Origin of the sequence: Halanaeroarchaeum sp. HSR-CO (assembly GCF_024972755.1) — an archaeon.
Lineage (GTDB): Archaea > Halobacteriota > Halobacteria > Halobacteriales > Halobacteriaceae > Halanaeroarchaeum.
Genome location: NZ_CP087724.1, coordinates 1895913 through 1920831 on the forward strand (window position 1 = coordinate 1895913; position 24919 = coordinate 1920831).

28 protein-coding genes and 2 tRNA genes are annotated in these 24919 nt (G+C 64.5%); 21 read left to right on the top strand and 9 right to left on the bottom strand.

Annotated features, from left to right (window positions below):
* From HSRCO_RS09765 to HSRCO_RS09785, 5 genes are read left to right on the top strand one after another with little or no spacing between them, the layout of a single operon-like run.
* Positions 1 to 1296: a cytochrome bc complex cytochrome b subunit gene (locus HSRCO_RS09765; RefSeq protein ID WP_259517460.1), complete on the top strand. Its 1296-nt coding sequence runs from the start codon at positions 1 to 3 to the stop codon at positions 1294 to 1296.
* Between the two features lie 6 nt (positions 1297 to 1302).
* Positions 1303 to 2724, top strand: coding sequence for a heme o synthase (locus HSRCO_RS09770; protein WP_259517461.1), 1422 nt, complete (start codon positions 1303 to 1305; stop codon positions 2722 to 2724).
* The gene (locus HSRCO_RS09775) at positions 2721 to 3422 is read left to right on the top strand and encodes a hypothetical protein (protein ID WP_259517462.1); all 702 of its coding nucleotides are present in this window, start codon (positions 2721 to 2723) and stop codon (positions 3420 to 3422) included. The genes HSRCO_RS09770 and HSRCO_RS09775 overlap by 4 nt, the downstream gene beginning before the upstream one ends.
* Positions 3419 to 4396 (top strand): ABC transporter ATP-binding protein, encoded by a 978-nt coding sequence (locus HSRCO_RS09780; protein ID WP_259517463.1) that lies wholly within the window; start codon positions 3419 to 3421, stop codon positions 4394 to 4396. The genes HSRCO_RS09775 and HSRCO_RS09780 overlap by 4 nt, the downstream gene beginning before the upstream one ends.
* Positions 4393 to 5181: an ABC transporter permease gene (locus tag HSRCO_RS09785; protein ID WP_259517464.1), complete on the top strand. Its 789-nt coding sequence runs from the start codon at positions 4393 to 4395 to the stop codon at positions 5179 to 5181. Before HSRCO_RS09780 ends, HSRCO_RS09785 begins: the two co-directional genes overlap by 4 nt.
* Here the strand turns inward: HSRCO_RS09785 and HSRCO_RS09790 are convergent, their stop codons facing one another.
* Positions 5182 to 5871, bottom strand: coding sequence for a DUF420 domain-containing protein (locus HSRCO_RS09790; protein WP_259517465.1), 690 nt, complete (start codon positions 5869 to 5871; stop codon positions 5182 to 5184).
* An 88-nt stretch (positions 5872 to 5959) separates the two neighbouring features.
* The gene (locus HSRCO_RS09795) at positions 5960 to 7690 is read right to left on the bottom strand and encodes an adenine deaminase C-terminal domain-containing protein (RefSeq protein ID WP_259517466.1); all 1731 of its coding nucleotides are present in this window, start codon (positions 7688 to 7690) and stop codon (positions 5960 to 5962) included.
* Positions 7691 to 8077: 387 nt separating this feature from the next.
* On the opposite strand from HSRCO_RS09795, the gene HSRCO_RS09800 reads away from it, so the two are divergent.
* The gene (locus tag HSRCO_RS09800) at positions 8078 to 9478 is read left to right on the top strand and encodes a cytochrome ubiquinol oxidase subunit I (RefSeq protein ID WP_259517467.1); all 1401 of its coding nucleotides are present in this window, start codon (positions 8078 to 8080) and stop codon (positions 9476 to 9478) included.
* Positions 9475 to 10470 (top strand): cytochrome d ubiquinol oxidase subunit II, encoded by a 996-nt coding sequence (locus HSRCO_RS09805; protein WP_259517468.1) that lies wholly within the window; start codon positions 9475 to 9477, stop codon positions 10468 to 10470. Before HSRCO_RS09800 ends, HSRCO_RS09805 begins: the two co-directional genes overlap by 4 nt.
* 47 nt (positions 10471 to 10517) lie before the next feature.
* On the opposite strand, the gene HSRCO_RS09810 is transcribed toward HSRCO_RS09805, so the two are convergent.
* Positions 10518 to 10715, bottom strand: coding sequence for a heavy-metal-associated domain-containing protein (locus HSRCO_RS09810; protein WP_259517469.1), 198 nt, complete (start codon positions 10713 to 10715; stop codon positions 10518 to 10520).
* Between the two features lie 131 nt (positions 10716 to 10846).
* Here HSRCO_RS09810 and HSRCO_RS09815 point away from each other — a divergent pair, with 131 nt between their 5' ends.
* Together HSRCO_RS09815 and HSRCO_RS09820 are read left to right on the top strand one after the other, a co-directional pair.
* Positions 10847 to 11470 carry an HAD family hydrolase gene (locus HSRCO_RS09815; RefSeq protein WP_259517470.1) on the top strand — a complete coding sequence of 208 codons (624 nt, stop codon included), beginning with the start codon at positions 10847 to 10849 and terminating at the stop codon, positions 11468 to 11470.
* A 60-nt stretch (positions 11471 to 11530) separates the two neighbouring features.
* On the top strand, positions 11531 to 11938 hold the full coding sequence (locus tag HSRCO_RS09820; protein WP_259517471.1) for a thioesterase family protein: 408 nt from the start codon (positions 11531 to 11533) through the stop codon (positions 11936 to 11938).
* A gap of 18 nt (positions 11939 to 11956) precedes the next feature.
* Here HSRCO_RS09820 and HSRCO_RS09825 read toward each other — a convergent pair whose 3' ends face one another.
* Entirely contained in the window at positions 11957 to 12814 is an 858-nt protein-coding gene (locus HSRCO_RS09825) for a DMT family transporter (protein WP_259519791.1), read from the bottom strand.
* A gap of 104 nt (positions 12815 to 12918) precedes the next feature.
* Positions 12919 to 13473 (bottom strand): NAD(P)/FAD-dependent oxidoreductase, encoded by a 555-nt coding sequence (locus HSRCO_RS09830; RefSeq protein ID WP_259517472.1) that lies wholly within the window; start codon positions 13471 to 13473, stop codon positions 12919 to 12921.
* Positions 13474 to 13627: 154 nt separating this feature from the next.
* Here HSRCO_RS09830 and HSRCO_RS09835 point away from each other — a divergent pair, with 154 nt between their 5' ends.
* Positions 13628 to 14794 (top strand): pyridoxal phosphate-dependent aminotransferase, encoded by a 1167-nt coding sequence (locus HSRCO_RS09835; protein ID WP_259517473.1) that lies wholly within the window; start codon positions 13628 to 13630, stop codon positions 14792 to 14794.
* Here HSRCO_RS09835 and lrpA1 read toward each other — a convergent pair.
* From lrpA1 to HSRCO_RS09855, 4 genes are all read right to left on the bottom strand, one after another.
* Positions 14776 to 15204 carry an HTH-type transcriptional regulator LrpA1 gene (gene lrpA1 / locus HSRCO_RS09840; protein ID WP_259517474.1) on the bottom strand — a complete coding sequence of 143 codons (429 nt, stop codon included), beginning with the start codon at positions 15202 to 15204 and terminating at the stop codon, positions 14776 to 14778. The genes HSRCO_RS09835 and lrpA1 overlap by 19 nt on opposite strands.
* A 60-nt stretch (positions 15205 to 15264) precedes the next feature.
* A complete protein-coding gene (locus HSRCO_RS09845; protein ID WP_259517475.1) occupies positions 15265 to 16200 on the bottom strand; it encodes a thiamine pyrophosphate-dependent enzyme in 936 nt (311 codons plus the stop codon).
* Positions 16201 to 16203: 3 nt separating this feature from the next.
* Complete coding sequence (locus tag HSRCO_RS09850; protein ID WP_259517476.1) at positions 16204 to 18090, bottom strand: 2-oxoacid:acceptor oxidoreductase subunit alpha; 1887 nt, start codon at positions 18088 to 18090, stop codon at positions 16204 to 16206.
* Positions 18091 to 18657: 567 nt separating this feature from the next.
* A complete protein-coding gene (locus HSRCO_RS09855) occupies positions 18658 to 19734 on the bottom strand; it encodes an Mrp/NBP35 family ATP-binding protein (protein WP_259517477.1) in 1077 nt (358 codons plus the stop codon).
* A gap of 121 nt (positions 19735 to 19855) precedes the next feature.
* On the opposite strand from HSRCO_RS09855, the gene moaA reads away from it, so the two are divergent.
* The 11 genes from moaA (at position 19856) to HSRCO_RS09910 (ending at position 24919) form a co-directional block, all read left to right on the top strand.
* Positions 19856 to 20830: a GTP 3',8-cyclase MoaA gene (gene moaA, locus HSRCO_RS09860; RefSeq protein WP_259517478.1), complete on the top strand. Its 975-nt coding sequence runs from the start codon at positions 19856 to 19858 to the stop codon at positions 20828 to 20830.
* Positions 20831 to 20993: 163 nt separating this feature from the next.
* Positions 20994 to 21076: transfer RNA gene (locus tag HSRCO_RS09865), tRNA-Ser, on the top strand.
* Positions 21077 to 21095: 19 nt separating this feature from the next.
* Complete coding sequence (locus HSRCO_RS09870) at positions 21096 to 21608, top strand: 30S ribosomal protein S13 (protein ID WP_259517479.1); 513 nt, start codon at positions 21096 to 21098, stop codon at positions 21606 to 21608.
* Positions 21608 to 22120, top strand: a complete 513-nt coding sequence (locus tag HSRCO_RS09875; protein WP_259517480.1) for a 30S ribosomal protein S4 — start codon at positions 21608 to 21610, stop codon at positions 22118 to 22120. The genes HSRCO_RS09870 and HSRCO_RS09875 overlap by 1 nt, the downstream gene beginning before the upstream one ends.
* Before the next feature lie 6 nt (positions 22121 to 22126).
* Positions 22127 to 22510 carry a 30S ribosomal protein S11 gene (locus HSRCO_RS09880; protein WP_259517481.1) on the top strand — a complete coding sequence of 128 codons (384 nt, stop codon included), beginning with the start codon at positions 22127 to 22129 and terminating at the stop codon, positions 22508 to 22510.
* A 1-nt stretch (position 22511) separates the two neighbouring features.
* Positions 22512 to 23258, top strand: coding sequence for a DNA-directed RNA polymerase subunit D (locus tag HSRCO_RS09885; protein ID WP_259517482.1), 747 nt, complete (start codon positions 22512 to 22514; stop codon positions 23256 to 23258).
* 144 nt (positions 23259 to 23402) lie between these two features.
* Positions 23403 to 23487, top strand: a tRNA-Leu gene (locus tag HSRCO_RS09890).
* A gap of 39 nt (positions 23488 to 23526) precedes the next feature.
* Complete coding sequence (locus HSRCO_RS09895) at positions 23527 to 23880, top strand: 50S ribosomal protein L18e (RefSeq protein WP_259517483.1); 354 nt, start codon at positions 23527 to 23529, stop codon at positions 23878 to 23880.
* Positions 23877 to 24314: a 50S ribosomal protein L13 gene (locus tag HSRCO_RS09900; protein ID WP_259517484.1), complete on the top strand. Its 438-nt coding sequence runs from the start codon at positions 23877 to 23879 to the stop codon at positions 24312 to 24314. The genes HSRCO_RS09895 and HSRCO_RS09900 overlap by 4 nt, the downstream gene beginning before the upstream one ends.
* The gene (locus tag HSRCO_RS09905; protein ID WP_259517485.1) at positions 24308 to 24706 is read left to right on the top strand and encodes a 30S ribosomal protein S9; all 399 of its coding nucleotides are present in this window, start codon (positions 24308 to 24310) and stop codon (positions 24704 to 24706) included. The genes HSRCO_RS09900 and HSRCO_RS09905 overlap by 7 nt, the downstream gene beginning before the upstream one ends.
* A gap of 12 nt (positions 24707 to 24718) precedes the next feature.
* Positions 24719 to 24919, top strand: a complete 201-nt coding sequence (locus HSRCO_RS09910) for a DNA-directed RNA polymerase subunit N (RefSeq protein WP_259517486.1) — start codon at positions 24719 to 24721, stop codon at positions 24917 to 24919.

The window sequence follows — 24919 nt, forward strand, 5'->3', positions numbered from 1 at the left end:
ATGGCCGACGGAGGCGATTCACGACTCGATCTGGATCGACTGTTCGGTCACTTCGAGCGTAAGGTCTTCCCGCTACACGGGACCTTCCTTCTGGGCGAACTGGCGCTATTTTCGTTCACGGGTATCGTCGCGACCGGCATCTTCCTGGGTCTCTTCTACGAACCGAGTACGACGACGGTAACGGTCAACGGCGAGGAACTCCCGGCCGCGTACGCGAGCGTCCTCCAGTTGAACGGCCTCGCAATCGGGCAACTCGTCCGACGCATCCACCACTGGAGCGCACACATCATGCTAGCGACGCTGGTCGTTCACATGGCTCGCGTCTACGTCACCGGGGCGTACCGGGAACCCCGAGACATCAACTGGCTTATCGGTACTGGCCTCCTGGGACTGACCGTCCTCGCCGCGTTCGTCGGGTACCTCCTGCCCTTCGACCAGTTCGCAGTCACGGCAACGGCCATCGGCTACCAGATAGCCACGTCCGTCCCGTGGGTGGGACAGGACCTCGCGAACCTGGTCTTCGCCGGCCCGTTCCCCAATCCCCAGACCGTCCCCCGCTTTTACACCCTCCACATCCTGCTCATTCCGGCCGCACTGGTGGGGCTGATCTCGGTCCACCTGCTCCTGATACTCAAGATAAAACACACCCAGGATCCCGGCATCACCGGTCGCCTGAAACAGCAGGCCGGCTCCGTGAAGAAGGGGCTCGTCGGCATCCCGATGTGGCCCGAGCAGGTCGTCGTGATGATCGGCGTGTTCTTCGCGTACGCGACCGGCGTTACCCTCCTCGCTGCGTTCGTTCCGGTCCACCCGATAGAGGTCTATGGCCCGCCTGGCGGCAGTACGCCAGCCGTAAAACCTGACTGGTATCTCCTCTGGGTCTATGGCATCCTGCGCGTGATGCCGCCCGTCGACGTCACCATCTTCGGCGGGACGATCGGTGCTCGCTTCCTCGCCGGCGTCGTCGTCCCAGGAGTGGTCGGCGGGGCCATCGCGTCGGTCCCGATCGTCGACAAACTCGTCACCGGAAGCGAAGTCGACGACCGCGATTACACCAGTATCGAACACCCCTTCGATCGGCCGGGCCGAACCGCCATCGGCATCGGCGCCGCGGCGTTTTTCGTGGTCACCGCAGTGGCCGGGTACTACACGGAACTCGGCATTCCCGGGAACACGATGCGAGCACTGATCGTCTTCGTCCCGCCGGCGGTCGGGCTCGTCGCCTACCTCGGCATCAAGGAGCGATTCGCGACGCGGACACCCGAGACACCCTCGACCGTCGAAGAAGAACACTGACCCACGATGATGACCACGGCCATCCGCAAACTCGCGACGATACTCGAAGACCGGTTGACGATGCTCCTCGCCGCGTCGGCGATCGGGGTCTACCTGCTCGTACTCGTCGGTGCGACGACGTCACTGCTCCACGCGAACGACGCGTGTACGACGTGGCCCACGTGTAACGGGTCCCTGATCGCGGTGAGTTCGCCGGCGATGGCGATCGCCTGGGGACACCGGGTGCTCGCCATCGTCGTCGGCGTCCTCATCGCCACGACGGCCGTCGTCGCGTGGTATTCCAGTGGACCCCGGATCGGCGGCATCGTCGCTGTTGCCGCGTTACTCTACCCTGTGCAGGCAGCCCTCGGCGCACTCATCGCTCTCGAAGGGGCCTCGAGACTGCTGACGGCGGGCCATCTCACGGTCGCGGTCTCCATCTTCAGCGCCATCCTTCTCGGATTGCTGTGGCGTCTGGAGTCCCGACACGGGGCCCCAACGCGACAGCCCTCGACGGCGAATCAATCGTTCGAGGACCTGGAACCCAGGTCCAGCGAGACGGCCGGCCAGGAGTCGTACGGCTGGGGGACCATCGCCATGGCGTACTTCCGGATGACGAAACCGCGGTTGATGTGGTTGCTCGCCCTCGTGGCGATGGCTTCGATGGGACTCGCCGCTGGCCCCGCCCTCGAAGCGGAGACGGTGGTCTGGACCATCACCGGTGGTGTTCTCGCGGTCGGTTCGAGTGGGACCTTCAATCAAGTCCTCGAACGCGACCGTGATCAGTACATGGACCGCACGTCGGACCGACCGGTAGTGACCGACGTCATCCCGCCGAGACGAGCCATCGCCTTTGGAGTCGCGCTCGCGGGCCTGTCGGTCGTGGTCTTCCTGGCCTTCGTCAACCCGCTTGCGGCGGCCCTCGGCGTGCTCGCCATCCTCTTTTACACGGTCGTCTACACGATGATCCTGAAACCGCACACGGAGCACAACACCGTCCTCGGTGGCGCGGTCGGGGCGTTCCCCGCACTCATCGGGTGGGCCGCCGTGACCAACGAGGTCGGGATGCCCGCCGTCGTGCTCGGTCTCGTCGTGTTCCTCTGGACCCCGGCACACTTCTACAACCTCGCACTCGCCTACAAGGACGACTACGCCCGCGCCGGCTACCCCATGCTCCCGGTCACCGCCGGCGAAGCTGTGACGCGTCGTCACATCCTCGGCTACCTCGGGGCGACACTCGTTGCATCGGTCGTCCTGGGAACGGCCAGCGAACTCGGGTGGGTGTACGCCGTGGGAACCGTCGCGGTCGCCGTCGTCTTCCTGCTCGCGGTAGTCGGTCTCTTCCGCGAGCAGACCGAGAACGCCGCCTTCAGAGCTTTCCACGCGTCCAACGCGTACCTCGGTATCGTCCTCCTGGCAATCGTCTTCGACACCCTCCTCGTCGCATGAGTAGCGGGTATTCATCCCTGAACCCCAGACGGTTCGACGGTGAGACGGTCGCGACGTGGACGCTCGTGGTATTCACGGAGTTCCTCCTCGTCGCGGGATTCCTGGCAGTCTCCTCGACCAGCGTCGATCAGCTACGGTACGTCGTCTACCCGTTCGTCTGGATCAACACCGGGCTGCTCGCGGTGAGCGCCATCGAGACCACGCCACAGAACTGGCGACACCGCGCGGTCGGTATGACTGTCGCCGTCGGCTATTACCTGGTACTCATGTACGCGGCCGGCAACCTCGGTGGGACGCCGGCAGGGACCGACTGGTCGCTTCGCGTCTCGATGCTCATGCCGGGATGGGGGCCCTCCATCGTCGCTGCGGGGCCCACACTCCGGGTGTCGATGGTCCCTTTCGAGGTCATCGGCTACGCCGCGCTTTCGTACCTGCTGTACGCGAACGTCCTCCGTATCTCCCGGGGACTCCTCGCCGGAGCGCTCGGCCTGGTCACCTGTGTGGGCTGTACCGTTCCCATCCTCGCTCCGCTGATCGGTCTCCTCGGTGGTCCGGCGTCCGGATTGACGTCGACGGCGTACCAGTACTCCTACGACGTCGGAACCCTGCTGTTCGTACTCACCGTGGGAATCCTCTACGCGTCTGCGACGGGCAGGGTCGGCACCGTCGACGGGTTAATACGAAGGATTCGCCAATGACAGCCCACGTGACGGGACAGCGAACGGCGGACGCCGAGACGGTAGACGCGCCCGAGACGGTCCGAAGAGAGACTGCTGGCGATCCGGTGATCGTCACCGACGGTGTCGCCAGGACCTACGGCAAAACGGTGGCCCTCGATGGGGTCTCGGCGACCGTCAGATCGGGCGAGATATTCGCGCTCGTGGGTCCGAACGGCGCCGGGAAGACCACCTTCGTACGAACACTGACGGGAACCGTCAGCCCCGATAGCGGGACCGTGTCCGTCTTCGGTGGTCCGCCGTCCGCTGTCGACTCGGAACGTGTCGGGGTCCTCCCGCAGTCGTTCTCACCGCCGGGGAGACTGACCGCTCGCGAAATCGTCTCGTACTACGCCGGCCTGTACGAGAGCGCCAGGGACCCGAGTGCGGTCCTCGAAGATGTGGGACTGCGACCGGACCGGGAGACCTTCTACGAGGACCTCTCCGGGGGGCAACAGCGACGGGTCGCCGTCGCGGCGACCCTGGTGAACGATCCCGAACTCGTCTTTCTCGACGAACCGACGACCGCCATCGACCCGGCGGGTCGCCATCGCCTCTGGGAGCACTTCGAGGAGGTGGCCGCTGACGGCCGGACCATCGTCCTGACGACACACGACATGGCCGAGGCGGAACGGCTTGCCGACCGAGTCGGCTTCCTGGCCGCCGGCCGTCTGTTGAAAACTGGTTCGCCGGCCGATCTCGTGGGGCGGTACGGTGGAGAGAGCCGACTCGTCGTGAAGACGGACGACGCTCCACCCGAAGTCGACGGCTACGAAGTGACCTATTCGAGAGACGGACTCGTCGTGACCGGTATCGGCCCGGAGCAGATCGGCGACGTCGCGCGGACGTTGACGGACGAAGGCGTGAGCTTCGACGCCCTCTCCTGGCGAGAACCGACACTCGAAGACGCATACCTCTCGTTGGTCGGCGACAACGAACGGGAGGGCGAGGAATGAGCGGCGTGATCGCCGCTCGCTCCCGTCGTGTCAGGGCGGAAGCCGTCGCCTCGTACAAGACCTTCCTTCGGCGTCGGACGGCCGTGTTCTTCACGTTCGTGTTCCCCGTGGTACTGGTGGTCATCTTCGCCGGACTGGTCCAGACTGACCCGACCGGGTCGGGACTCTTCGCGAAGCCCACCGGCTACTACGTGCCCGGCTATCTGGCGGTCGTCGTCCTGTTCACGCCGCTGTCCAGGGTTGGCAGCGAGGTCGCCAGGTATCGCGAGGACAACCGGTTCGAGAAACTCGCGTCGACTCCCCTGACCCGGTTCGAGTGGCTGGCCGCCCAGAGCCTCGTGAACGTCGCACTGATCCTCACGGCGGCGGTGGTACTCGTCGTCTCGCTGGCGCTGCTCGGAACCTCGATGACGCTGTCCCCGTGGCTTGTGGCCTTCGTCGTGGTCGGATCGGTCCTCTTCTGTGGCATCGCTGCAGTGATCGGGCGCGTCGCGAGTTCGCAGGACGGCGCCATCTCGATGTCGAACGGCATCGCACTCCCGCTGTTGTTCGTCTCGGAGACGTTCATCGCTCCGGAGCAGTTCCCGGCCTGGTTCGAGTCGGTCCCGTTGCTCTCCCCACTCACGTACTTCTCGCGGGGCGTTCGCGCAGCGGTCTACGCGCCACCCGAGTCGACGGCCGTCCTGCCGGCGCTCGGCGTCGGTGGATATCTGGCAATCCTGACCGGCCTCGCCGTCCTGTCCTTCGTCGCCGGTGGCACGGCGCTCACCTGGACCGAGAACTGATCACCGACGGATCCGTTCGGCCCACGAGCGGACGATCGTCGTCGCGGGCCGCGAACCGAAGACGAAGAGGAGTGCCGCTCCGCGAATCCGTTCCCAGTCGTAGATGTGGTTCAACATGAGATACGTCAGGATGCCGAGTGCCAGGCTCGTCGTCCAGGCGGCGACCGCGATGCGACCCACGGTCGGGTGGGCCGTCTCCGGGAGTTCCTCGACTGGTCGAGTGAGTCCGAGCACGAGCGCGTGAACGACGAACGGAACGGCGACGATAGAGAGGAGGATGTGGATGGCGAGCATGACGAGGTACGCCCCAGAGACGATCCCTGCGTACCCCCCGAGGAGGTGTCCCTCCGTCACCACGAGTCCCTTGGTGAACCCGCCCGCTTGCTTCCACACGTAGAGAACGAGGAACAGAAGAATGAGCCCGAACGCGATGAGCATCGACCGGCGATGCCGGTCCACGTCGCCCCGGCGGACGAAGACGACACCGGCGACGAGCACCGACAGGGCGACGGTGTTGATGCCGGCGATAAGATGCGAGAGGAGGTTCACCGTCGCCGGTTCCAGTGCCGGGAGCGAGACGAGATCCGTGAACGAAGCGATGACGACGGCGTAGCCCACGAGGCTCACGGTCACCGTCACGATTCGCGGGTGCGCCGCCGCCCATGATCGGTCCGTTCCGGAAGCGTCCATCGTACTATCGCCAGACGCGGGGCGTGCCTATCGGTGTTGTGGCCGAGGCATCGACCGCCGTCGACTCGGTCACGGCACCGGGATGCACTCACTCGGGAGCCAGTCCGACCGTCTCCCCGGCCCTGATGTCCGCGTATCCGTCGAAGCCGAGTTTGAGGGACGGAACGCCGACGAACGAGAGTGTCTGTATCCCCAACATCGGCCGGTCGGCATCGACGCCCAGGTCACGGATAGCCGCCTCGATGGCGTCGTACCGCTCCGCGGTCTCCTCGACCGGTCGGCGCGAACAGGTCGCCCCGACCGGGGTCGGATGGGTGGCGATGACGTCGCCACCGTCGACGACGACCCAGCCACCGCCCATCCCCGCCAGCGTACCGATCGCGTCGACCATGTCCCCTTCGTTGGTCCCGACGGCGACGACGCCGGCGGTCTCCCAGGTGACGCTGGTCGCGATGGCTCCCGACTCGAGGCCGAACTCGGTGAGGTACCCGACGAAGCCACCCCCGTCCCGCTCGGGATGCCGATCGAACAGGGCCACCTTCGCGAGCGAGGGCGGGTCCACTTCGAACGCCCCGTCCCGAACGGGCGGTTCGACGACGTCGTGTTCCGTCAACAGGCCACCGCCATATTCGATGGCGAGGACGGCGCCGTCCTGACCTGCATCGACAGGAACGACCAGATCGTCGGCGGAGACGTCGACGTTCACCGCATCGGTGAACCCGTCCGGATACGAGACCGTAGGCGCCATCGGTCGTCCCGGGTCACCGCCGTCGTACACCACCTCCCCGTCGATCATCGTCGTCTCCACGTCGAAGGTCTGCAGGTCGGAGAAGATCGTCAGGTCGGCGGGCGTTCCGGCCCGGAGCGTCCCCAGTTCCGCCAGTCCGAAGTGGCGAGCCGGCGTCAGGGTGGCCATCACCACGGCGTCGACCGGATCGACCCCGGCGTCGACGGCCCGCCGGAGGACGGCGTCCATATATCCCATCTCGACGAGCTCCCGCGGCCACATGCCGTCCGTGGACAGCGAGAGCTCCGACGCGTCCAGCTCCTGATACGCCGCCCCGATGGCGTCCATATCGTCCCGGATCGTCCCGAACCGGCCGACTGCGTGGATACCGGCGTCGACCCGTTCGCGAATTCCGTCGCCGCTGATCGCCTCGTGATCGTCGTCGACCGCCGTGGCGAACGCCTGGAGTTTTTCGCCCCGACAGCCCGCCCCGTGGCCCGTGACGACCGTCCCCCGATCGTGGGCGGCATCGTAGAGCGTCTCGGCAGGGGTCTCTCGACCGACGATCCGGGGCCAGGCCGTTTCCCCGACGCCGACGATACGGTCCCGATCGAGCAGGGCTCGAAGGGCATCTCGTTCCGTCTCGTCCGCCCAGGCCGGTTCGAACATGTCGAAGACCGGCTGCGGGGGGACCGTCGCGTAGACCCGCAGCGGGATGTCGGCCGTCGCGGCGAGGAAGGTCTTCACGCCGTCCGCCCCGAAGGACGGGCCGAACGCTGCGACTTCCGAGACGACGGTCGTCGCGCCACCGGCGACCATCCGGTGGTAGGACGTTTCCACGGTCTGATGCAGATCGAGGTGCGTGTGGGCGTCGATCAGTCCCGGCGCGACCACCGCATCGGTGGCGTCGACGATACTCGTGTCCGTCCCGACGATCGCCTGGCTATCGTCGAAGAGCCCGGCGATCTGCCCGTCGACGATGGCGACATCCCGACGCGTTATCGACCGCGTCGTCGGGGAGAGCACGCGACCGCCACGGACAACCACGTCGGCCGGGGACCGGCCGAGCGTTACCGATTGAACCTCGTTCACTGTATCCACCTGCAACCGTCTTCGACCCGGAGATTCTTCAGTTTACGGACATACGTTCGGGGTCGGCGGACCCGGTCCGATGTGGACCCTGTCGACCAATATTCCATCATATCGGGGGAGTAGTACCCCGCCATTCTCTGGGATACATGCCGCCTTGTGTCGGCAACAATGGCCGCCTTCGAGTTGCGTTTGAAGGCACCGCCGTCGTGAGGTTTTCATCCGACGTCGATTCCCAGTCTTCGGGAACGGCCCCGTGCTATTATGAGAAGGTTCGAGAACCACAATAGTATGGACGATTGGATCGACGAGCGACGATCGGTCGCGGAGTCGCTACCCTGGCGTATCGAAGCGAAAACGATTACGGCAAACCAATCAGATAGGTGAAACATGGTAGACCCAGTATTGGCAAGTAGGTTGCAGTTCGCGTGGACGACTGCAATCCACATCATCTTTCCCACGTTGTCCATGGGACTCGCACCGTTCCTCGTCTACTGGACGTGGAAGGAAGTCCGTGGCGACGGGGAAGTGTACGCCAGACTGCGACGGTTCTGGGCGAAGATATTCGCGTTGACGTTCGTCTCCGGAACCGTGACGGGTATCGTCCTCGAATTCGAGTTCGGAACGAACTTCGCCGCGTACTCCTCGATAGTCGGTGGCATCTTCGGCGGGCCGCTGGCGACCGAGGGACTGATGGCCTTCATGCTTGAATCGACGATGCTCGGCATCTTCCTGTTCGGACGTGACCGGGTCTCGGACCGAATGTACCTGGTGTCCGCGTTCCTCGTCGGCCTCGGATCGTGGCTGTCGGCTGTCTGGATTCTCATCGCCAACGCTTGGATGCAGACTCCCGCCGGCTTCGAGATGGGGACGCGCGCGGGAGAAGAGGTCGCCGTCATCACGGACCCGGTTGCAGCCTACCTGACGCCGCGATTCTTCTACATGTTCACCCACATGCAGACGGCCGCGGTGCTCTCCGCGGCGTTGTTCATCGCGGGGATAGCGTCCTATAAATTGCTCACCACCGACGACCGCTCGGCGTTCTGGAAAAAGACGATGAAGGTAGCCCTCATCGCGATGATCATCACCGCGCCCCTGCTGGCAGTGCAGGGTGACGCCTATGGTCGACACGTCCACGAAACCCAGGAGTCGAAGATGGCCGCCATCGAGGCGATCTGGGACACCGAGGCATACGCGCCGCTGCACCTCGTGGCGGTCCCGACGAGCACCGATAACGTCGTGGCACCGGCCGAGGAGGACCTGTTCACCATCGGGATACCCTGGGTGGGGTCGATGCTCGCAGGGGCGGGCGATCCAGCAACCGTGATCACCGGCTTCGAGGACATCGAACACGACCTCCCACCGTACCTGCTCGTGTTCTACTCGTTCCGAGCCATGGTCGGACTCGGGTTCTGGTTCATCTTCCTGGCGCTCTGGGGCGTCTATCGCTGGCGCCAGGGCGACCTGTTCGATGACACGCTCCTCCAGAAGGCGATGGTGGCCTCGACGGGCCTCGGCGTCCTGGCCGTCGAGTTCGGCTGGATGGTGACGGAGATCGGTCGACAGCCGTGGGCGGTCCAGGACGTCCTTCTGGTGTCGGATGGCGTCTCCCCTGGCCTGACCGGCGGTGAAGCGACGCTGACCCTGGTCGGGTTCATCTTCGCCTACACCGCGCTGTTGTCCATCTGGGCGTATCTCGTCTTCCGCATCGTCCGGACGGGACCGGAACCACCGAGCGACGGGACGGCGCCGACCACGACCGATGGTGGAGCGGAGGTGCCCGCCAAATGATGCCACTCTCGCTCGCCGACACGTACCTACTGGGCCTGCCGCTGGTCGAGATGTGGTACGTCGTGATGTTCCTCACGCTGGCCATGTTCCTGTGGCTCGACGGATCGAACTTCGGCATCGGCATCCTGTTCGGGGTGGTCGACGACGAGGAGATCAAAGAATCGATGCTCACCGCGGTCGCGCCGCTCTGGGACGGGACGGAGGTCTGGCTCATCGTCTTCGGTGGCGCGATGTTCGCGGTCTTCCCCGACGTGTACGCCGGCCTCTTCAGCGGGAACTACCTGCTCATGTTCCTGATCCTGGGCGCGCTCATCATCCGGGGCGTCTCGCCCGAATTTCGCGAACAGCGCCACGACGAATCCTGGCAACGCCTCTGGGGCGTCCTGTTCGTCGCCGGGAGCACACTCGCACCCTTCTTCCTCGGGGTGTTCACCGCCAACTGGCTGATCGGGTCGACGAGTCTCGTCTCCCTGCCCGGGATCGTCGTGGGTCTCGTGGTGGTGACGCTCTCGGCCGTCGAGGGCGCTGCGTTCACCAACATGAAACTCGAGGAGAAGTCCGCGATGGTGAGCACCTACGGCACCATCGCGCAAGTCGCCTATCTGGTGCTCGCTGTCACGACCGTCGGCTACCTCTACCTGTTCGTCGAGGGGATGGCTGCCAAGGTCCTGAGTCCGTTCGCCCTCCTCCTGGTAGCGCTGACGGCACTCCTGGGTATCGCCTACATAGTCCTGCTACGCACCGGTCAGTCGCTTCCTGCCTTCGTGACCGCGGGCGTCCAGACCTTCGGGCTCATCGCGCTCGTTGGCTATCTGCTCTACCCGACGATCTACCCCATCGACGGACTGCTGGTCCAGGACGCCGCCGTCTCGGTGCTGGCGATGAACGTGATGACCGTCGTCCTGGTCATCTTCCTGCCGCTCGTCTTGCTCTACTTCGCGGTCCTGTACAACGCCTTCCGTGGTCCGGTACAGGCTGGCGAGGGGTACTGAGCGGCGAGAATCGCGCCGCCGAACCCGTCGTTCTTTTCTGCCGCGAGTCAGGCGCTGGCTTCGTAGCCGGCCGCTTCGACGGCAGCGATCAGGTCCCCGACGGGTGCGTCGCCCTCGATTTCGGCCTCGTCCGCCTCGTTGTCCGCCGTCGCACTCCGAACACCATCGACCGATTCGAGGGCGTCGGTGACGGTCTGTTCACAGTGGCCACAACTCATACCGGTGACGGTGATCGTCGTCGTCATTGCACACGAAGAAAGGTCCCCGGTAGTTTTCCCGGTTGTGGCTGTGATTCGAAGGCCAGCGAACCTCGATACTTCGTATCCAAAAGCCGGCCGAGCGTGAAGGGTAAGCCAGGTGGGGGCGAACCACGGATATGCACGTCGTCTTCGACCTCGACGGAGTCCTGCTCGACTCGGAGTCGAATCTCTCGTGGCTCGACCGGGCGATGGGCGAGACGCTCGAGGCGGTCGGTCTCGAGGACACCGAGGAGAACCGGGCGTCCCTCTTTCCGCCGACCGAGGCGTCGATACGGTCGGTTGCGGACGCCGCCGGAGTACCGGTGGAGCGCCTCTGGACGATCCGAAACCGTCGATACATCGACGCGAAACTCGCGGCGATGGAATCCGGAACCATCGGCCCCTATCCCGACGCCGACGTCGTCCCCGAACTGGCCGACCGATACCCGCTGGGCATCATCAGCAACTCGCCGCAGGTCGTCGTCGAGACGTTCGTCGAACAGGTCGCTCTCGATGGCGTCTTCGAGGTCCTCGTCGGCCGTGGCACCGCCCTCGCGGATGTCTCACGGCTGAAACCCGATACGCACCTCTACGACCGCCTCCACGAGCAGACGACCACCGACGAGTACGTCTACGTGGGCGATCAGGAGTCCGATCGCCGATTCGCCGAGCGGACCGGGATGGCTTTCATCCATCTGGACCGGGAGCGAGGGCCGACCCGAACCCTGTACGACGTCCGGGACAGACTGGCGGAGTACTGAGGACGACGTGGTCGTTCGGACGACAGAACCGTTTTGGGGCCCCCCGGAGAACGACGAGTGATGACCGACATGCCCTACGAGGCCACGGTGCCGGTCCGCTACTCGGACCACGACACCCTCGGCCACGTCAACAACGCGGCCTACGCGACCTTCCTCGAGGAGGCGCGCTTTTCTTACTTCCTCGACGTCCTCGAGGAACCGTTGACCGACATGTCGATGGTGGTCGCCCACATGGAACTGGACTTCCACGCGCCGGTCACGTCCAGGACGGTCGACATCGGCGTTGCCGTCACCGACGTCGGCGAGCGGAGTTTCACGATCGAGTACGCGGTCGAATCCGACGGGGAGGTCGCGGTGACCGCCTCGACAGTCCAAGTTCCCATCGACCAGGAAACCGGTGAGGCGGTCCCGGTACCCGAGCAGTGGCGGGCAGCCTTCACGGCGGATAATCCGACAGTCGAGAACTAGCGGGTTGATGGCGCTCGTTCAGACCTGGCGGGCCCGTGCCGTGACGAAGATACCGAGCAGGACGACAGACCCACCCACCACGGTGGCCGTCCCGGGAATCTCGGTGAAGATGAACAACGCCAGGATGGCGCTACCGACCGGTTCACCGAGCAGTGAGACGCTGATGACACTCGATTCGACGTACTTCAACGCCCAGTTGATGAGCGTATGGCCGAGGAGTCCGGGGCCGACGGCCATCGCGACGAACAGGACCCACTCCCTGGGCGGATAGCCCGACAGCGCGGCCCCCTCAATCACCACGAAGCCGAACAACGCCACCGCTGCCACGCCATAGACTACGAGTACGTAGGGAACGAGCGGGAGTCGTTGCCGGAGCGACCGCCCGGCGAGGACGTAGCCTGCCGCCATGATCGCACCGACGATCGCCAGCAGGTTCCCGTACAGTGGATTTGCGCCGACGACGCCCTCGCCGAGAAGTCCCGCGCCCGAGAGGATGGCCGCGCCCACCAAGGCGACGAGGATTCCACCGACCATCCTGGCGTTGAGGTGTTCGTCGAGGAGTGCCCAGGCACCGACCGCCACGAAAATCGGCTGGACCTGGACCAGGGTGACCGAGGCCGCCACACTGGTCCACTCGAGGGACTCGAACCACGCCGCAAAGTGGACGGCGAGTGCGATCCCCGAGACCACGGCGAAGAGGAGATCCCGGCGGCCGATGCGCCCGAACGCTTCGCGATAGCGACCGGCGAACGGGAGGATGAAGGCCGTGGTGAACAGGACGCGGTAGAAGGCCTTTACGAGGCTGGGCGCCTCGCTCAGGCGGACCAGAATGGCGCTCGTACTGACGGCGACGATAGCGACAGCCACGACCGCCATCGGCGGAACGCGCTCTTCGACGAACGACGAGGGCCACGAGAGCACGACCGGGTCGTCGCCGAGAACTGGCAAAGAAGTTGCTATTCGGGTCGGTGCGAGGAGGGTTACTCGGCGTCCGCGGGCGTGTCGAAGTCGTGGAAGTGCTCGCCTTTCTCCTTCGAGAGGATATTGAGGGCCGCCGCGCCACCGTCACCCGCGGCGATAATGGCCTGCCACTCCTCGGGACGAACCATTGCCCCCGTCGCGTAGGCGTCCTCGACGCTCGTCTCCATCGAAACGTCAACGTCGATGACGCCATCGTCGGTGAACGCGACCCCGAGTTCTTCGCCGAGTTCGCGGTCTGCACCCGTTGCCAGGATTACGTACGGGGCCGCGTATGCGCCGTCGTCGGTCTCGACCTCGAAGCCGTCCGCCGTCGCAGTGACGCCGGTCACTTCCTCCTCACGCGTCTCGACCCCGAACGCGGCCGCCTGCGACCGGGCCCGCTCCACGAACGCCGATCCGTCGAGACTCTCGATACCGAGGTAGTTGAACAGATGGGCCTTGTGCATCCAGGTCTCGTCCGTATCGAAGACGAGGGTGTCGAGGCCGTTTTTCTCGGTGAGCAGTGCAGCACTCAGGCCGGCGGGGCCACCGCCAGCGACGATTACGTCGGTCACGTTCGAGGGGTCGGGAGTACGGGGCATAAGCGTCAGTGTGGAGGAACGTCTCGCAGGTATGTGAACACTCAACACCATACGCGGACGGCTGTGACAGGCAAGCATTGACGACCGTGGTATCTTTATAGGCCGGCCCACCTTTGACCCGAGTGCAATGCCCTCGAAGCGTGCGATGGAAACGTCGCCATTCTCGGCGATGGACGTCCTCGAACGGGCCAGTGAACGAGAGGGAGTCGTCCACATGGAGGTGGGCGAACCCGACATCGAACCCCCGGCCGCAGCAACCGAGGCAGCCATCGCATCGCTCCGCGAGGGGAATCTGGATTACACCTCCTCCCGGGGAAAGCCGGAACTGCGGAAATCGATCGCCGACTACTACGACCGGACCTACGGCGTCGACGTCCCACCGGAACGGATCATCGTGACGCCCGGTTCGTCGCCCGCGCTCCTCGTGACGATGCTGACCACGGTGAATCCGGGCGAGGAGGTCGTCCTCACCGATCCGTACTACGCCCCCTATCCGAACTTCGTCCGACAGGCCGACGGCCGGGTGAGCACGGTCACACTCGATCCGGGCCGGGATTTCGAACCGCGCGTCGAGGACTTCGAGGCCCAGGTCACCGACGAGACGGCCGCGATGATGTTGAACTCGCCGGCGAATCCGACCGGCGCCGTCATGTCGGGTGATACCATCGCGGAACTCGTCCACCTCGCAGAGCGAACCGGGACCCGAGTCATCTCCGACGAGATCTACCACGGCCTCGCCTACGACGCGCCAGAACACTCCGTCCTCGAGTACACGGACGAGGCGTTCGTCCTCGACGGCGTCTCGAAGCGGTACGGGATGACCGGGTGGCGACTCGGCTGGGTGGTCGCCCCACCCGACGAGGTCGAGGCGTTCAATCGGCTGGTACAGAACGTGCTCATCTGTGCCCCGAACTTCGTCCAGGACGGCGCCCGCGCTGCGATCGAGACCGAACCGTCGTGGCTCGACGATGCCCGCGAGACCTATCGGGAGCGCCGCGACCTGTTACTCGACGCGGCCAGGCGGTGGGGCATCGACATGGGCTATACGCCCGCGGGCGCGTACTATCTACTGCTCGACGTGAGTGACCTGCCCGGCGACGCCTTCGAGGTGGCCGACGTGTTCCTGGAAGAGGCGAACGTGGCGATGACACCGGGGCCGGACTTCGGATCGATGGCAGAGGACACGCTCCGTGCCTCTTACGCGACGAGCACGGAGGACATCGAACTCGCCATCGACCGCCTCGACGACCTGCTGTCTGAGTTCACCGCGGAGACTCACTTGAGTCGTTCCTGAAGGAAGGACGGGTGGGCGGCGGTGACGCCCTCGATGCCGAGGATCGACTCGCGGATGACCTCGCCCAGGGCGTCGCCATCCGGAGCGCGCACCTCAGCCATGAGCATATGGTCGCCACTCGACGTGTACAGCGTCTTGATCGCGTCGAGATCTTTGAGTTCGCTCGTTGCCGTGACGTAGTGATCGCTCTCGACGGAGATGCCGACGAGTGCGATGCTCTGTCCGGAGAGTTTCTTCGGATCGACGTCGGCCGAATAGCCGACGACGACGCCCTCCGCCTCGAGTTCGTTGATGTACTTTCGGACCGTCGGCTTCGAGACGTCCGCTCGCTCGGCGATATCCGCGTACGACGCCTTCGCGTCCGCTTCGAGTACCTCGAGGATCCGGTCTTTCGTCGATTCGGCGCTCACGCCAATCCTTTTGCGTTCACGGAAAAAATACCTACCGAATCGGAAAGACGACGTGACTGATCAGGCGTGCCGGTCGAGGAGGTCGTACGAGCGCTCCCACTCGTAGTCGTCGTCGAAGTAGCGCTCGACGAGCGGTTCCTCGGGCATCTCGCCACGCATCCGTTTTTCTTCCTGGTAGGTCCGCCGGTCCTCTTCTTTGTAGTACCGACCGGTGAGGACCTTCCCGTCGTAGAGGGAGTTCTCGGTCTCGTACATCATCCGGAAGGCCTCTTCTCGGTCGGAGATGTCGAAGTCGTAGTCGTCGGAGTCCTGCACGTCGATGTACGGGACGTACTGACGGGCGTCCTTGTTCCAGGTCGGACACTGCGTGAGGAAGTCGACGTGGGCGAAGCCGTCGTGCTCGATCGCTTCGACGAGGATCTCCTGTGCCTGGCGCGGGTTGACCGCGGCCGTGCGCGCGATGTAGGACGCGCCGGCGGACAGGCCGAGCGACAGCGGCCGGACGGGGTCCTTCGCGACGCCTTTCTTCTGGGTCTTCGACTTGTGGCCTTTCGGACTGGTCGGCGAGGACTGGCCCTTGGTGAGGCCGAAGACCTCGTTGTTGAACACGATATAGGTCATATCGTGGTTCTCTCGGGCCGAGTGGGTGAAGTGGTTCCCGCCGATGCCGTAGCCGTCGCCGTCGCCGCCCGCGGCGATAACCTCGAGACCGGGGTTGGCCATCTTGGCCGCCCGCGCGATCGGGAGGGGGCGTCCGTGGATGGAGTGGAACCCGTAGCTGTCGAAGTAGCTGTTCGTCTTCGAGGAGCAGCCGATACCGGTCACCAGCAGGATCTCCTCGGGGTCCTTGCCGAGTTCGGCGAGGGCGCCCTTCAGCGCTTTGAGGACGGCGAAGTCCCCACAGCCTGGACACCAGGTGGCCTGCGGTTCGATCTCGGGGGTGTAGTCGTCTCGCTGTACGTCCGGTTCCGAGCTGATTGCGTTGAATCCACTCATGGTCTAGTCACCTGCTGCTGGCTGAAGGGTCACTTGCGCGGTGGGTTCACCGCCCCCATTCAGCTCGAGGTCGACCGCTTCGACGATCTCCGAGGACCGGAAGGGCTCCCCGTTGTACTTGAGCAGGCTCGATAGCTTCTCGCCGTACGTGCCGAGTTCCTTCTGGACGAGTCCGCGGAACTGGGCGCTGGCGTTCATCTCGACGATCAGGACCTCGTCGACGCTCTCGATGAACTCGGTGACCTCCGACTTCGGGAACGGCATGATCTCGCTGACGCCGAGTCCCTTGACCGGTTTCCCGTCGGCGGCGAGTTCTTCGACGGCCTCCTCGGCCGTGTCCTGGTGGCTGCCCCAGGCGATGACGCCGATCTCCGCGTCGTCGGCGCCCCAGTAGGACTGGTAGGACTCGTCCATCGCGTTCAGGTCCTCGCGGATCGAGTCGAGCTTGCCGAGTCGCCGGTGGACCTGTTCGACGCGGTTCGTCGGGTCCTCAGCGATCTGGCCGTTCGGCCAGTGCTCGTTGCCGGTCGCGAGATACCGACCGTTCTTCTGGCCGGGCAGCGAGCGCGGGCTCACGTCGACGTCGGTCTGGAAGCGCTGGAAGCGTCCCGTGTGGTCGTGGGGCGCGTCCTCGAGTTCCGCTTCCGTCAGGGTGGCGCCGAGGTCCGGGTTGGGTTGCTGATCGAAGAAGCTCTTGGGGACGTTGCGATACTCGCCCTGGAGCTTCTGATCGTAGATGACGATGGCCGGAAGCTGGTACTCCCAGGCGATCTCGAACGCCTTGCGCGTCTGCGTGTAGCACTCGAGCGGATCGCTCGGGGCGAAGGCGACGCGGGAGTGGTCACCCTGTGAGGAGTACAGGACGTGTTCCAGGTCGGCCTGTTCGGTCTTCGTCGGCATACCGGTCGAGGGACCGGCCCGCATCGCCTCGACGAGCACGAGAGGCGTCTCCGTCATCTCGGCGAGTCCGAGCGGTTCGGACATCAGGGCGAAGCCACCGCCGGAGGACCCGGACATGGCCTTCGCACCCGCGTGGCTGGCACCGACGGCCGCGGCAGCGGCGGCGATTTCGTCTTCGACCTGCTCGGCGACGCCGCCCATCTCCTCCAGTTCCTGGGACAATATCGTGAACACGTCGGTCCACGGCGTCATGGGATACCCGGAGATGAACCGGCAGCCCTCGTCTATAGCGGCGTAGGAGATGCCGTGGCTCCCGGAGAGCAGCACCTGTTCCTCGTCGTGTTCGCCCTCGGGGACGCTCAACCCGGTATCGGTGTCGAACTCCGCTGTGACGTGATCGTAGGCGTCCTGGAGGACGGACAGGTTCGCCTCGAGCATCTCCTCGCCCATGGCCTCCCGCATGAGTTCCTCGATGGGGTCGAGTTCCATGTCGATGAGCGCGGCCGTCACGCCGACACCGGCCGTGTTCCGCATGATCTCGCGCCCGTGTTCCTGGGCGATGGAACGGAGGTCGATGGGATAGACCTGCCAGTCGTGTTCGTCCGCGCGCTCCTCGAAGTCCGGGATGTCGGCGGCGTCGATCTGACCCGTGTCGTAGACGATGATTCCGCCGTCGTGGAGTTCGTCGAGGTTCTCGGAGAGCGGTTTGATCTCCTCGTCACCGTAGACGGCAGTCTCGTCCTCGTTTCGGGCGAAACTGTCACCGAGTGCGAGGAGGAAGTTGAAGCCGTTGCCCCGAGATTTTACGGGCTCGTCAGATGCCCGAATCTCGACGTAGGTGTGACCGCCGCGGATCCGCGACGGATAGTGTCGATGCGTGAATACGTGTAGGCCCGACCGCATCAGCGCCTTCGTGAAGTTCTGGCTCGTCGAGTCGACTCCGTCGCCGGAGCCCCCTGCAACTCGCCAGATGAGTTCGTCAGTAGTCATAGTGTGGCCTCGGTCCGGATGGACCGCTACCTCGAAATATGGGGGCCCTCGTACTAAATCGTTTGCCATCCATTGACATTAAATGATTATGAAGGATTCGGGGGGTACCCCGGACATTTCACGGGTTCGGCCGCTACAGGAGGGGCATTCGTAACTACTGATTGACAGTATATGCCGAGGCCCGTACGACCGGCCAGTACCGGTGGTCGGTACGTGACCGCACCGGACACCATCATAGCACGTGTATCGGTAGTCTGATGTGTCGGCCGGGTCGGCCGTCGGTTCGACTGTACGCTATCGATGCCGCTACCGTCTCTGAAGGGACCAAAAACGCGAGGGCCGACGACAGGTTACGACTCCCGTTTCCCCCGCTCCGGGATCTGCAGTATCGTGCGCATGGTGCCGTAGATGGCCGCCGGCGTGGTCTCCACGGACTCGTCGTAGCGATCGTTCGTCCGCCTGATCGTCGCCGCAAGCCGCTCGGCCGCCGAACTCCTCTGGGCCCCGGAGGTCGGCGGCTACCGCACGGTTGATGCCGCGTTGCTCCTCGTCGGTGGACGCTATTGCCTATTGAGAGTGCTGTTGTCGGTTGAGGATGCCGACCATGTCCGCGGTCTCGGCGACCATGTCGCGGAAGGCCTGGCCGGTCTCGCTGTCGTCGTCGAGGACGATCGGCTTGCCCTCGTCACCGCCGGTGCGGATGCTCGGGTCCAGCGGAATGGCGCCGAGGAACGGCATCTCGTTGTCCGCCGCAAACGACTCCCCGCCGCCCGCGCCGAAGATGTCGTGTTCGCTGCCACAGTCCGGGCAAACGAACGTGCTCATGTTCTCGACGATGCCCAACACCGGTGTGTCGTGGCGGGCGAACATCTGGAGGCCGCGGCGGGCGTCGTCGATGGCGACCTCCTGGGGCGTCGTGACGATTACCGAGCCGGTAATCGGAACCGACTGCAAGAAGGTCAACTGCGTATCCCCCGTCCCCGGCGGGAAGTCGACCACCATGTAATCGAGTTCGCCCCACTCGACGTCGTCGATGAGTTGCGTGATGGTGTTGTGCACCAGCGCGCCGCGCCAGATGACCGGGTCGTCCTCGCCGACCATCAGCCCGATGCTCATCAGCTTCATCCCGTACGCCTCGGGCGGGATGATCTTCTCGTCCTCCGTCGCCCGCGGTTGCCCGGTGGACCCCAGCATCCGGGGAACGTTCGGGCCGTACATGTCCGCGTCGAACAGCGCGACATCCGCGCCCTGCGCTGCCAGGCCCGCCGCCAGGTTGACGGAGATCGTACTCTTGCCGACGCCGCCCTTCCCGGAGGTGACCGCGATGACGTTCGTCACGCCCGGGAGTGGCTCGGCGTCGCCTTCGGCGTCCGGACCGAGCGACTCGACGCCGATGGCGTCGTCATCGGTATCGTCGTCAGCTGTGGTCAGCGTGACAGACAGTCCCTCGGCCTCCAGCGTCTCCACGATGGAATCCGAAAGTTCGGCCTCGACCGGCGATCCCGGCGCCTCGAGGGCCACTTCGACGGTCACCTCGTCTCCGGCGACGGTGACGTCGCCGACGAGTCCTAGCGAGACGATGTCGTCGCCAAGATCCGGATCCTCGATGCCAGCGAGTACTTCTCTAACCGCATCTTCGTCCATGCTCGTGCGTAGGGAATGAACCACCGATAAGGATTGTGGCATAGATGTCGTAACCAATGATGGTTACGTTTCCCCGAACGACGCCACCGAATTTAATACGATTCGGTACCGAGACTGGAGTATGCTCGTCGACGGATTCGGTCGCGAGGTGAGCCAGGTCCGCATCTCCCTCACCGATCGATGCAATTTCGACTGTGTCTACTGTCACAACGAGGGGCTGGGGGACACCAGAGGTCCGATGGACGCCCAGGACCACGAGATGTCGGCAGACGACGTCATCCGCTTTCTCGAGGTCGCCGAAGAGTTCGACATCGAGAAGGTGAAATTTACGGGTGGCGAACCGATGCTCCGCGATGATCTGGAGGAGATCATCCGGCGGACTCCGGCGTCGATAACCCCCTCGCTGACGACGAACGGGTCCTTCCTCCCCGACCGCGCCAACGACCTCAGGGAAGCGGGACTCGAACGCGTCAACGTCTCGCAGGATGCCCTCCAGCCCGAAGAGTTCAAAGAGATTACCAAAAGCGGTGCGTACAACCAGGTGATGGATGGGGTGAAAGCCGCCGTCGAGGCGGGGCTCACGCCAGTGAAGTTGAACATGGTCGTCTTCGAACGCACGGCAAGCTACGTCCCGGAGATGGTCGATTACGTCGCCGAGAACGACGGGCTCCGCCTCCAGCTCATCGAGTTCATGCCCGAACTGGTCGACGAACCGGAGTGGGCCATCGACATCGAGCGCGTCCACGACTGGCTCACCGACCGGGCCGACCGAGTCGAAGTGCGAGAGATGCACCACCGGCGTCGGTACTTCGTCAACGGCGGGATGGTTGAAATCGTCGATCCCGTCGAGAACGGCGACTTCTGTGCCAACTGCCATCGGGTGCGGGTGACCCACGACGGGAAACTCAAGGGCTGTCTCAACCGGACCGACGATCTCCGGTCGATGGGAGAGATGACCAAAGCGGAGATTCGGGAGACCTTCCGCGAGACGGTCGCGAACCGCGTCCCCTATTACGGCGAATACAAGGTACAGACGGCGGACGGGGAGTGGGAGCGAAACGAGAAGTACGTCGAGGCACCGCTGGCGTCGGACTGATTTTCGACGGAGGCACCTCGGTGCTCCAAATCCGACCAGATCACCGACGACGAACACCCGTGTTTCGAGGGGTTTAAGTGACGGCGCAGGGTACGACCAACCGCGTTGCACTGTAGGGGTGCTAGGCCCCGAGTCCGCAAGGGCGGAAATAACGAACGAGCGCGTCGTGGTAGCCTAGCCTGGTCAAGGCGCAGGGTTGCTAACTCTGTGGCGTAAGCCTCCGGGGTTCAAATCCCCGCCACGACGCATTCCGACAACCCAAACTATGAGTTCGGAAGAACAAGAAGAAGCGGACGAGGACATTCGATACTTCGTCCGTATCGGACAGACGGACCTCGACGGGACGAAGACCGTCGAGCGTGCCCTCAACGGAATGGACGGCATCGGCCGACGAGCGGCGAGAGTCATCGCCGAAGCGGCCGACGTCGACCGGACCGCGACCCTCGGACGACTCGACGACGACGTCATCGACGACGTCATCGAGTCGGTCGAGAACTTCGCAGACCACGCCCCCGACTGGATGGCCAATCGCCAGAACGACTTCTACACCGGCGAGACCACCCACGTCACGGGCAACGATGTCGAGCTGACCCGGAACCAGGACGTCAACCGCATGCGGATGATCCGATCGTACAAGGGCATCCGTCACGAGCGGGGACAGAAGGTTCGCGGGCAGCGCACGAAGTCCACCGGTCGGACCGAGGGTACCATCGGCGTGAACGTCGAGGCAATCCGTGAAGAACAGGCAGAAGAAGAAGCGGCGGAGGAAACTGAATAATGGCACTCCCCGGTGAAAACACCAAGTTCTACGAGACGCCGAATCACCCCTACCAGGGTGAGCGCATCGCCGAGGAAGCGGACCTCGTCGGGCGCTACGGCCTGAAGAACAAAGAGGAACTCTGGCGTGCACAGTCCGAACTGCGATCGTACCGACGCGAGGCCCGACGCCTCCTCGGTCGCACCGGCGAGGAGTCGGCCGACGAGTTCGTCTCCCGACTGGCCCGCATCGGCGTCCTCGACGAGGACGACGATCTGGACGCCGTCCTGTCACTGGACGTGACGGACGTGCTGGAACGCCGTCTGCAGACGGTGGCCTACCGCAAGGGCCTGGCGAACACGGTCGATCAGGCTCGCCAGTTCGTGACCCACGGCCACATTCTGGTCGGCGATGCACGCGTGAGTGCCCCGTCCTACAAGGTCGCCGTCGACGTTGAGGACGACATCAGGTTCGACGAGACCAGCCCACTCGCGGACGAACTGCACCCGGAACGGGCATCCGCACAGGAGTGATTTCGCATGGCTGAGGACACAAAATGGGCCATCGCCCACATCCACGCCTCGTTCAACAACACCATCCTGACCATCACCGACCAGACCGGCGCCGAGACGCTGGCGAAGTCGAGCGGTGGCGCGGTGGTCAAGCAGAACCGCGACGAGGCGTCCCCGTACGCTGCGATGCAGATGGCCGAACAGATCGCCGAGACGGTACAGGAACAGGGAATCGAGGGCGTGCACGTCCGCGTGCGCGGTCCCGGCGGCAACCTGCAACGGAACCCCGGCCCAGGCGCACAGGCCGCCATCCGGGCGCTCGCACGAGCCGGCCTGGAGATCGGGCGCATCGAAGACGTGACGCCCATCCCCCACGACGGCACCCGCCCGCCGAAAAACAGCGGATTCTAACATGGCAGGAGACTTCGACGTCGAATTCATCGACCACGAGGCCCGGGACGCCCGGTTCCTCGTCCGCGGTATCACGCCAGCGCTCGCCAACGGCATCCGACGCGCGATGCTGGCCGACGTCCCGACGCTCTCGATCGACACCGTTCGGTTCATCGAGAACTCGAGCGTGATGTTCGACGAGCAACTCGCACTCCGCCTGGGGCTGGTCCCGCTGACCACCCCACTTGACGAGTTCGAGGAGGGTGAGGAGGTCACCCTCGCACTCGACGTCCAGGGACCTGGCACCGCCTATTCGGGCGACCTGGTCTCTGCCGACGAGATGGTCGAGCCAGCGGACAAGAACATCCCGATCATCGAGCTCAAAGAGGACCAGCGCCTCGAACTCGAGGCCGTCGCCGTCCTCGGTCGTGGTCGCGACCACGCCAAGTTCCAGGGCGGCGTCGGCATCGGATACCGCAATCTCCAGCACGTCGAGGTCGTCGGCGACGCCGCCGAATACGGTGACGGCGATCCGGAAATCGTTCGCGGCGTCATCGAGGAGGATGGCGAGCTGATCCCCGCAGAGTCGTTCGACAACGACCTCCGGAATCGATATCCGGACAAGGAAGTCGAAGTGAGCGACGTCGAAGGCGCGTTCGTCTTCCACGTCGAGACGGACGGTTCGATGTCCGTCGAATCCCTGGTACTCCGCGCAGTCCAGTCGCTGTCGGACCGCGCAGCGGAGCTCGAGCAGGCCGTCCAGCTGTAATCATGACACCCCCGATCCACCACCAGACCGCGGCGCCCGCCCCGACCCCAGGAGCGGCTGCCCCGGTGCCTGCAATCGAAATTGGTTTCAAGGGTCGGGGGCAAGGAGGTATTGCCCAACGAACCACGCGTTTTGCGTGGGCGTGCAGGGATAGCCGAGTCAGGCCAAAGGCGCAGCGTTCAGGGCGCTGTCCCGTAGGGGTTCGCAGGTTCAAATCCTGCTCCCTGCACTCCCGTATTCAGCTCATTACTGCCAAGGAGTTTGTAGCATGAGCAAGACAAGTCCGAGACTTAGCAGCCTCATCGCCGAGCTTAAATCCGTCTCCCGAGACTCGGGAGCGGACGTGTGGCGTGACATCGCCGGGCGGCTGGAGAAGCCGCGCCGGTCCCACGCCGAAGTCAATCTGAGTCGCATCGAGCGGTACGCCACCGAAGGCGAAACGGTCGTCGTCCCGGGGAAGGTCCTCGGGTCCGGCGCCCTCCAGAAGTCGGTCACCATCGCGGCGGTCGACTTCTCCGCGAGTGCGAAGACGAAGATTGAGCACGCGAACGGCGAGGCACTACATCTAGAACAGGCGATGGAACAGTATCCCGAAGGAACCGACGTGCGGGTGATCGCATGAGCCTCGCAGAGTTCGACGCCGACGTCGTCATCGACGCGGCCGACTGCATCATGGGTCGCGTCGCGACGAACGTGGCGGAGCGCGCCCTCGACGGTGAGCGCGTCGCGGTCGTCAACGCCGAAGACGCGGTCATCACCGGACGCACCGAGGACGTCCTCGCGAAGTACGAGAAGCGCTCCGAGATCGGGTCCGATCGTGGCCCGGCCTACCCCAAGCGCCCCGACCGCATCTTCAAGCGTGCCATCCGCGGGATGGTCCCGTACAAAAAACAGCGCGGTCGCGAGGCGTTCAGCAACGTCCGCGTGTACGTCGACAACCCGTACGACGACGACGGCGAGGTGCTCGACGGCACGTCCATCGACAGGCTCTCGAACACCCGCTTCGTCACGCTCGGCGAAGTGTCAGACCACCTGGGAGCGAACGTCACATGGTAACCAACACTAGTGGGAAGAAGAAAACGGCCGTCGCGCGCGCTACCGTGCGCGACGGGAAGGGTCGCGTTCGAATCAACTCGAGACCGATCGAACTGGTCGAACCGGAGATGGCCCGTCTGAAGATGCTGGAGCCGTTCCGCATCGCCGACGAGGACCTCCGCGACCAGGTCGACGTCGACGTGAACATCCAGGGCGGCGGGTTCGCCGGTCAGGCGGACGCGGTCCGCACGGCCATCGCCCGTGGACTGGTCGAGCATCGAAACGACGCCGAACTGCGGGACGCCTACATGGCGTTCGACCGCACACTGCTCGTCAACGACGTGCGCCAGTCCGAGTCCAAGAAGTGGGGCGGCCCCGGCGCTCGTGCCCGCTACCAGAAATCCTACCGCTAAGGTGATTCAGCCATGATGGTACCCGTCCGATGTTTCACGTGCGGTAATCCGGTGGCCGAGTACTGGGACGAATACAAGGCTCGTGCCAACACGCACGACGGTGACGAAGACCCCGAGGAGGTACTCGACGACCTGGGACTGGATCGGTACTGCTGTCGCCGTATGCTCGTCTCACACGACGACCTGGTCGACGTCGTCTCACCCTACCAATAA

Excerpts from the sequence above, each read along its gene's own strand:
- HSRCO_RS09765 (WP_259517460.1), top strand. The coding sequence starts at position 1 with ATGGCCGACGGAGGCGATTCACGACTCGATCTGGATCGACTGTTCGGT.
- HSRCO_RS09770 (WP_259517461.1), top strand. The coding sequence starts at position 1,303 with ATGATGACCACGGCCATCCGCAAACTCGCGACGATACTCGAAGACCGG.
- HSRCO_RS09775 (WP_259517462.1), top strand. The coding sequence starts at position 2,721 with ATGAGTAGCGGGTATTCATCCCTGAACCCCAGACGGTTCGACGGTGAG.
- HSRCO_RS09780 (WP_259517463.1), top strand. The coding sequence starts at position 3,419 with ATGACAGCCCACGTGACGGGACAGCGAACGGCGGACGCCGAGACGGTA.
- HSRCO_RS09785 (WP_259517464.1), top strand. The coding sequence starts at position 4,393 with ATGAGCGGCGTGATCGCCGCTCGCTCCCGTCGTGTCAGGGCGGAAGCC.
- HSRCO_RS09790 (WP_259517465.1), bottom strand. The coding sequence starts at position 5,871 with ATGGACGCTTCCGGAACGGACCGATCATGGGCGGCGGCGCACCCGCGA.
- HSRCO_RS09800 (WP_259517467.1), top strand. The coding sequence starts at position 8,078 with ATGGTAGACCCAGTATTGGCAAGTAGGTTGCAGTTCGCGTGGACGACT.
- HSRCO_RS09805 (WP_259517468.1), top strand. The coding sequence starts at position 9,475 with ATGATGCCACTCTCGCTCGCCGACACGTACCTACTGGGCCTGCCGCTG.
- HSRCO_RS09810 (WP_259517469.1), bottom strand. The coding sequence starts at position 10,715 with ATGACGACGACGATCACCGTCACCGGTATGAGTTGTGGCCACTGTGAA.
- HSRCO_RS09815 (WP_259517470.1), top strand. The coding sequence starts at position 10,847 with ATGCACGTCGTCTTCGACCTCGACGGAGTCCTGCTCGACTCGGAGTCG.
- HSRCO_RS09820 (WP_259517471.1), top strand. The coding sequence starts at position 11,531 with ATGACCGACATGCCCTACGAGGCCACGGTGCCGGTCCGCTACTCGGAC.
- HSRCO_RS09825 (WP_259519791.1), bottom strand. The coding sequence starts at position 12,814 with ATGGCGGTCGTGGCTGTCGCTATCGTCGCCGTCAGTACGAGCGCCATT.
- HSRCO_RS09835 (WP_259517473.1), top strand. The coding sequence starts at position 13,628 with ATGCCCTCGAAGCGTGCGATGGAAACGTCGCCATTCTCGGCGATGGAC.
- HSRCO_RS09845 (WP_259517475.1), bottom strand. The coding sequence starts at position 16,200 with ATGAGTGGATTCAACGCAATCAGCTCGGAACCGGACGTACAGCGAGAC.
- HSRCO_RS09850 (WP_259517476.1), bottom strand. The coding sequence starts at position 18,090 with ATGACTACTGACGAACTCATCTGGCGAGTTGCAGGGGGCTCCGGCGAC.
- HSRCO_RS09855 (WP_259517477.1), bottom strand. The coding sequence starts at position 19,734 with ATGGACGAAGATGCGGTTAGAGAAGTACTCGCTGGCATCGAGGATCCG.
- moaA (WP_259517478.1), top strand. The coding sequence starts at position 19,856 with ATGCTCGTCGACGGATTCGGTCGCGAGGTGAGCCAGGTCCGCATCTCC.
- HSRCO_RS09870 (WP_259517479.1), top strand. The coding sequence starts at position 21,096 with ATGAGTTCGGAAGAACAAGAAGAAGCGGACGAGGACATTCGATACTTC.
- HSRCO_RS09875 (WP_259517480.1), top strand. The coding sequence starts at position 21,608 with ATGGCACTCCCCGGTGAAAACACCAAGTTCTACGAGACGCCGAATCAC.
- HSRCO_RS09880 (WP_259517481.1), top strand. The coding sequence starts at position 22,127 with ATGGCTGAGGACACAAAATGGGCCATCGCCCACATCCACGCCTCGTTC.
- HSRCO_RS09885 (WP_259517482.1), top strand. The coding sequence starts at position 22,512 with ATGGCAGGAGACTTCGACGTCGAATTCATCGACCACGAGGCCCGGGAC.
- HSRCO_RS09895 (WP_259517483.1), top strand. The coding sequence starts at position 23,527 with ATGAGCAAGACAAGTCCGAGACTTAGCAGCCTCATCGCCGAGCTTAAA.
- HSRCO_RS09900 (WP_259517484.1), top strand. The coding sequence starts at position 23,877 with ATGAGCCTCGCAGAGTTCGACGCCGACGTCGTCATCGACGCGGCCGAC.
- HSRCO_RS09905 (WP_259517485.1), top strand. The coding sequence starts at position 24,308 with ATGGTAACCAACACTAGTGGGAAGAAGAAAACGGCCGTCGCGCGCGCT.
- HSRCO_RS09910 (WP_259517486.1), top strand. The coding sequence starts at position 24,719 with ATGATGGTACCCGTCCGATGTTTCACGTGCGGTAATCCGGTGGCCGAG.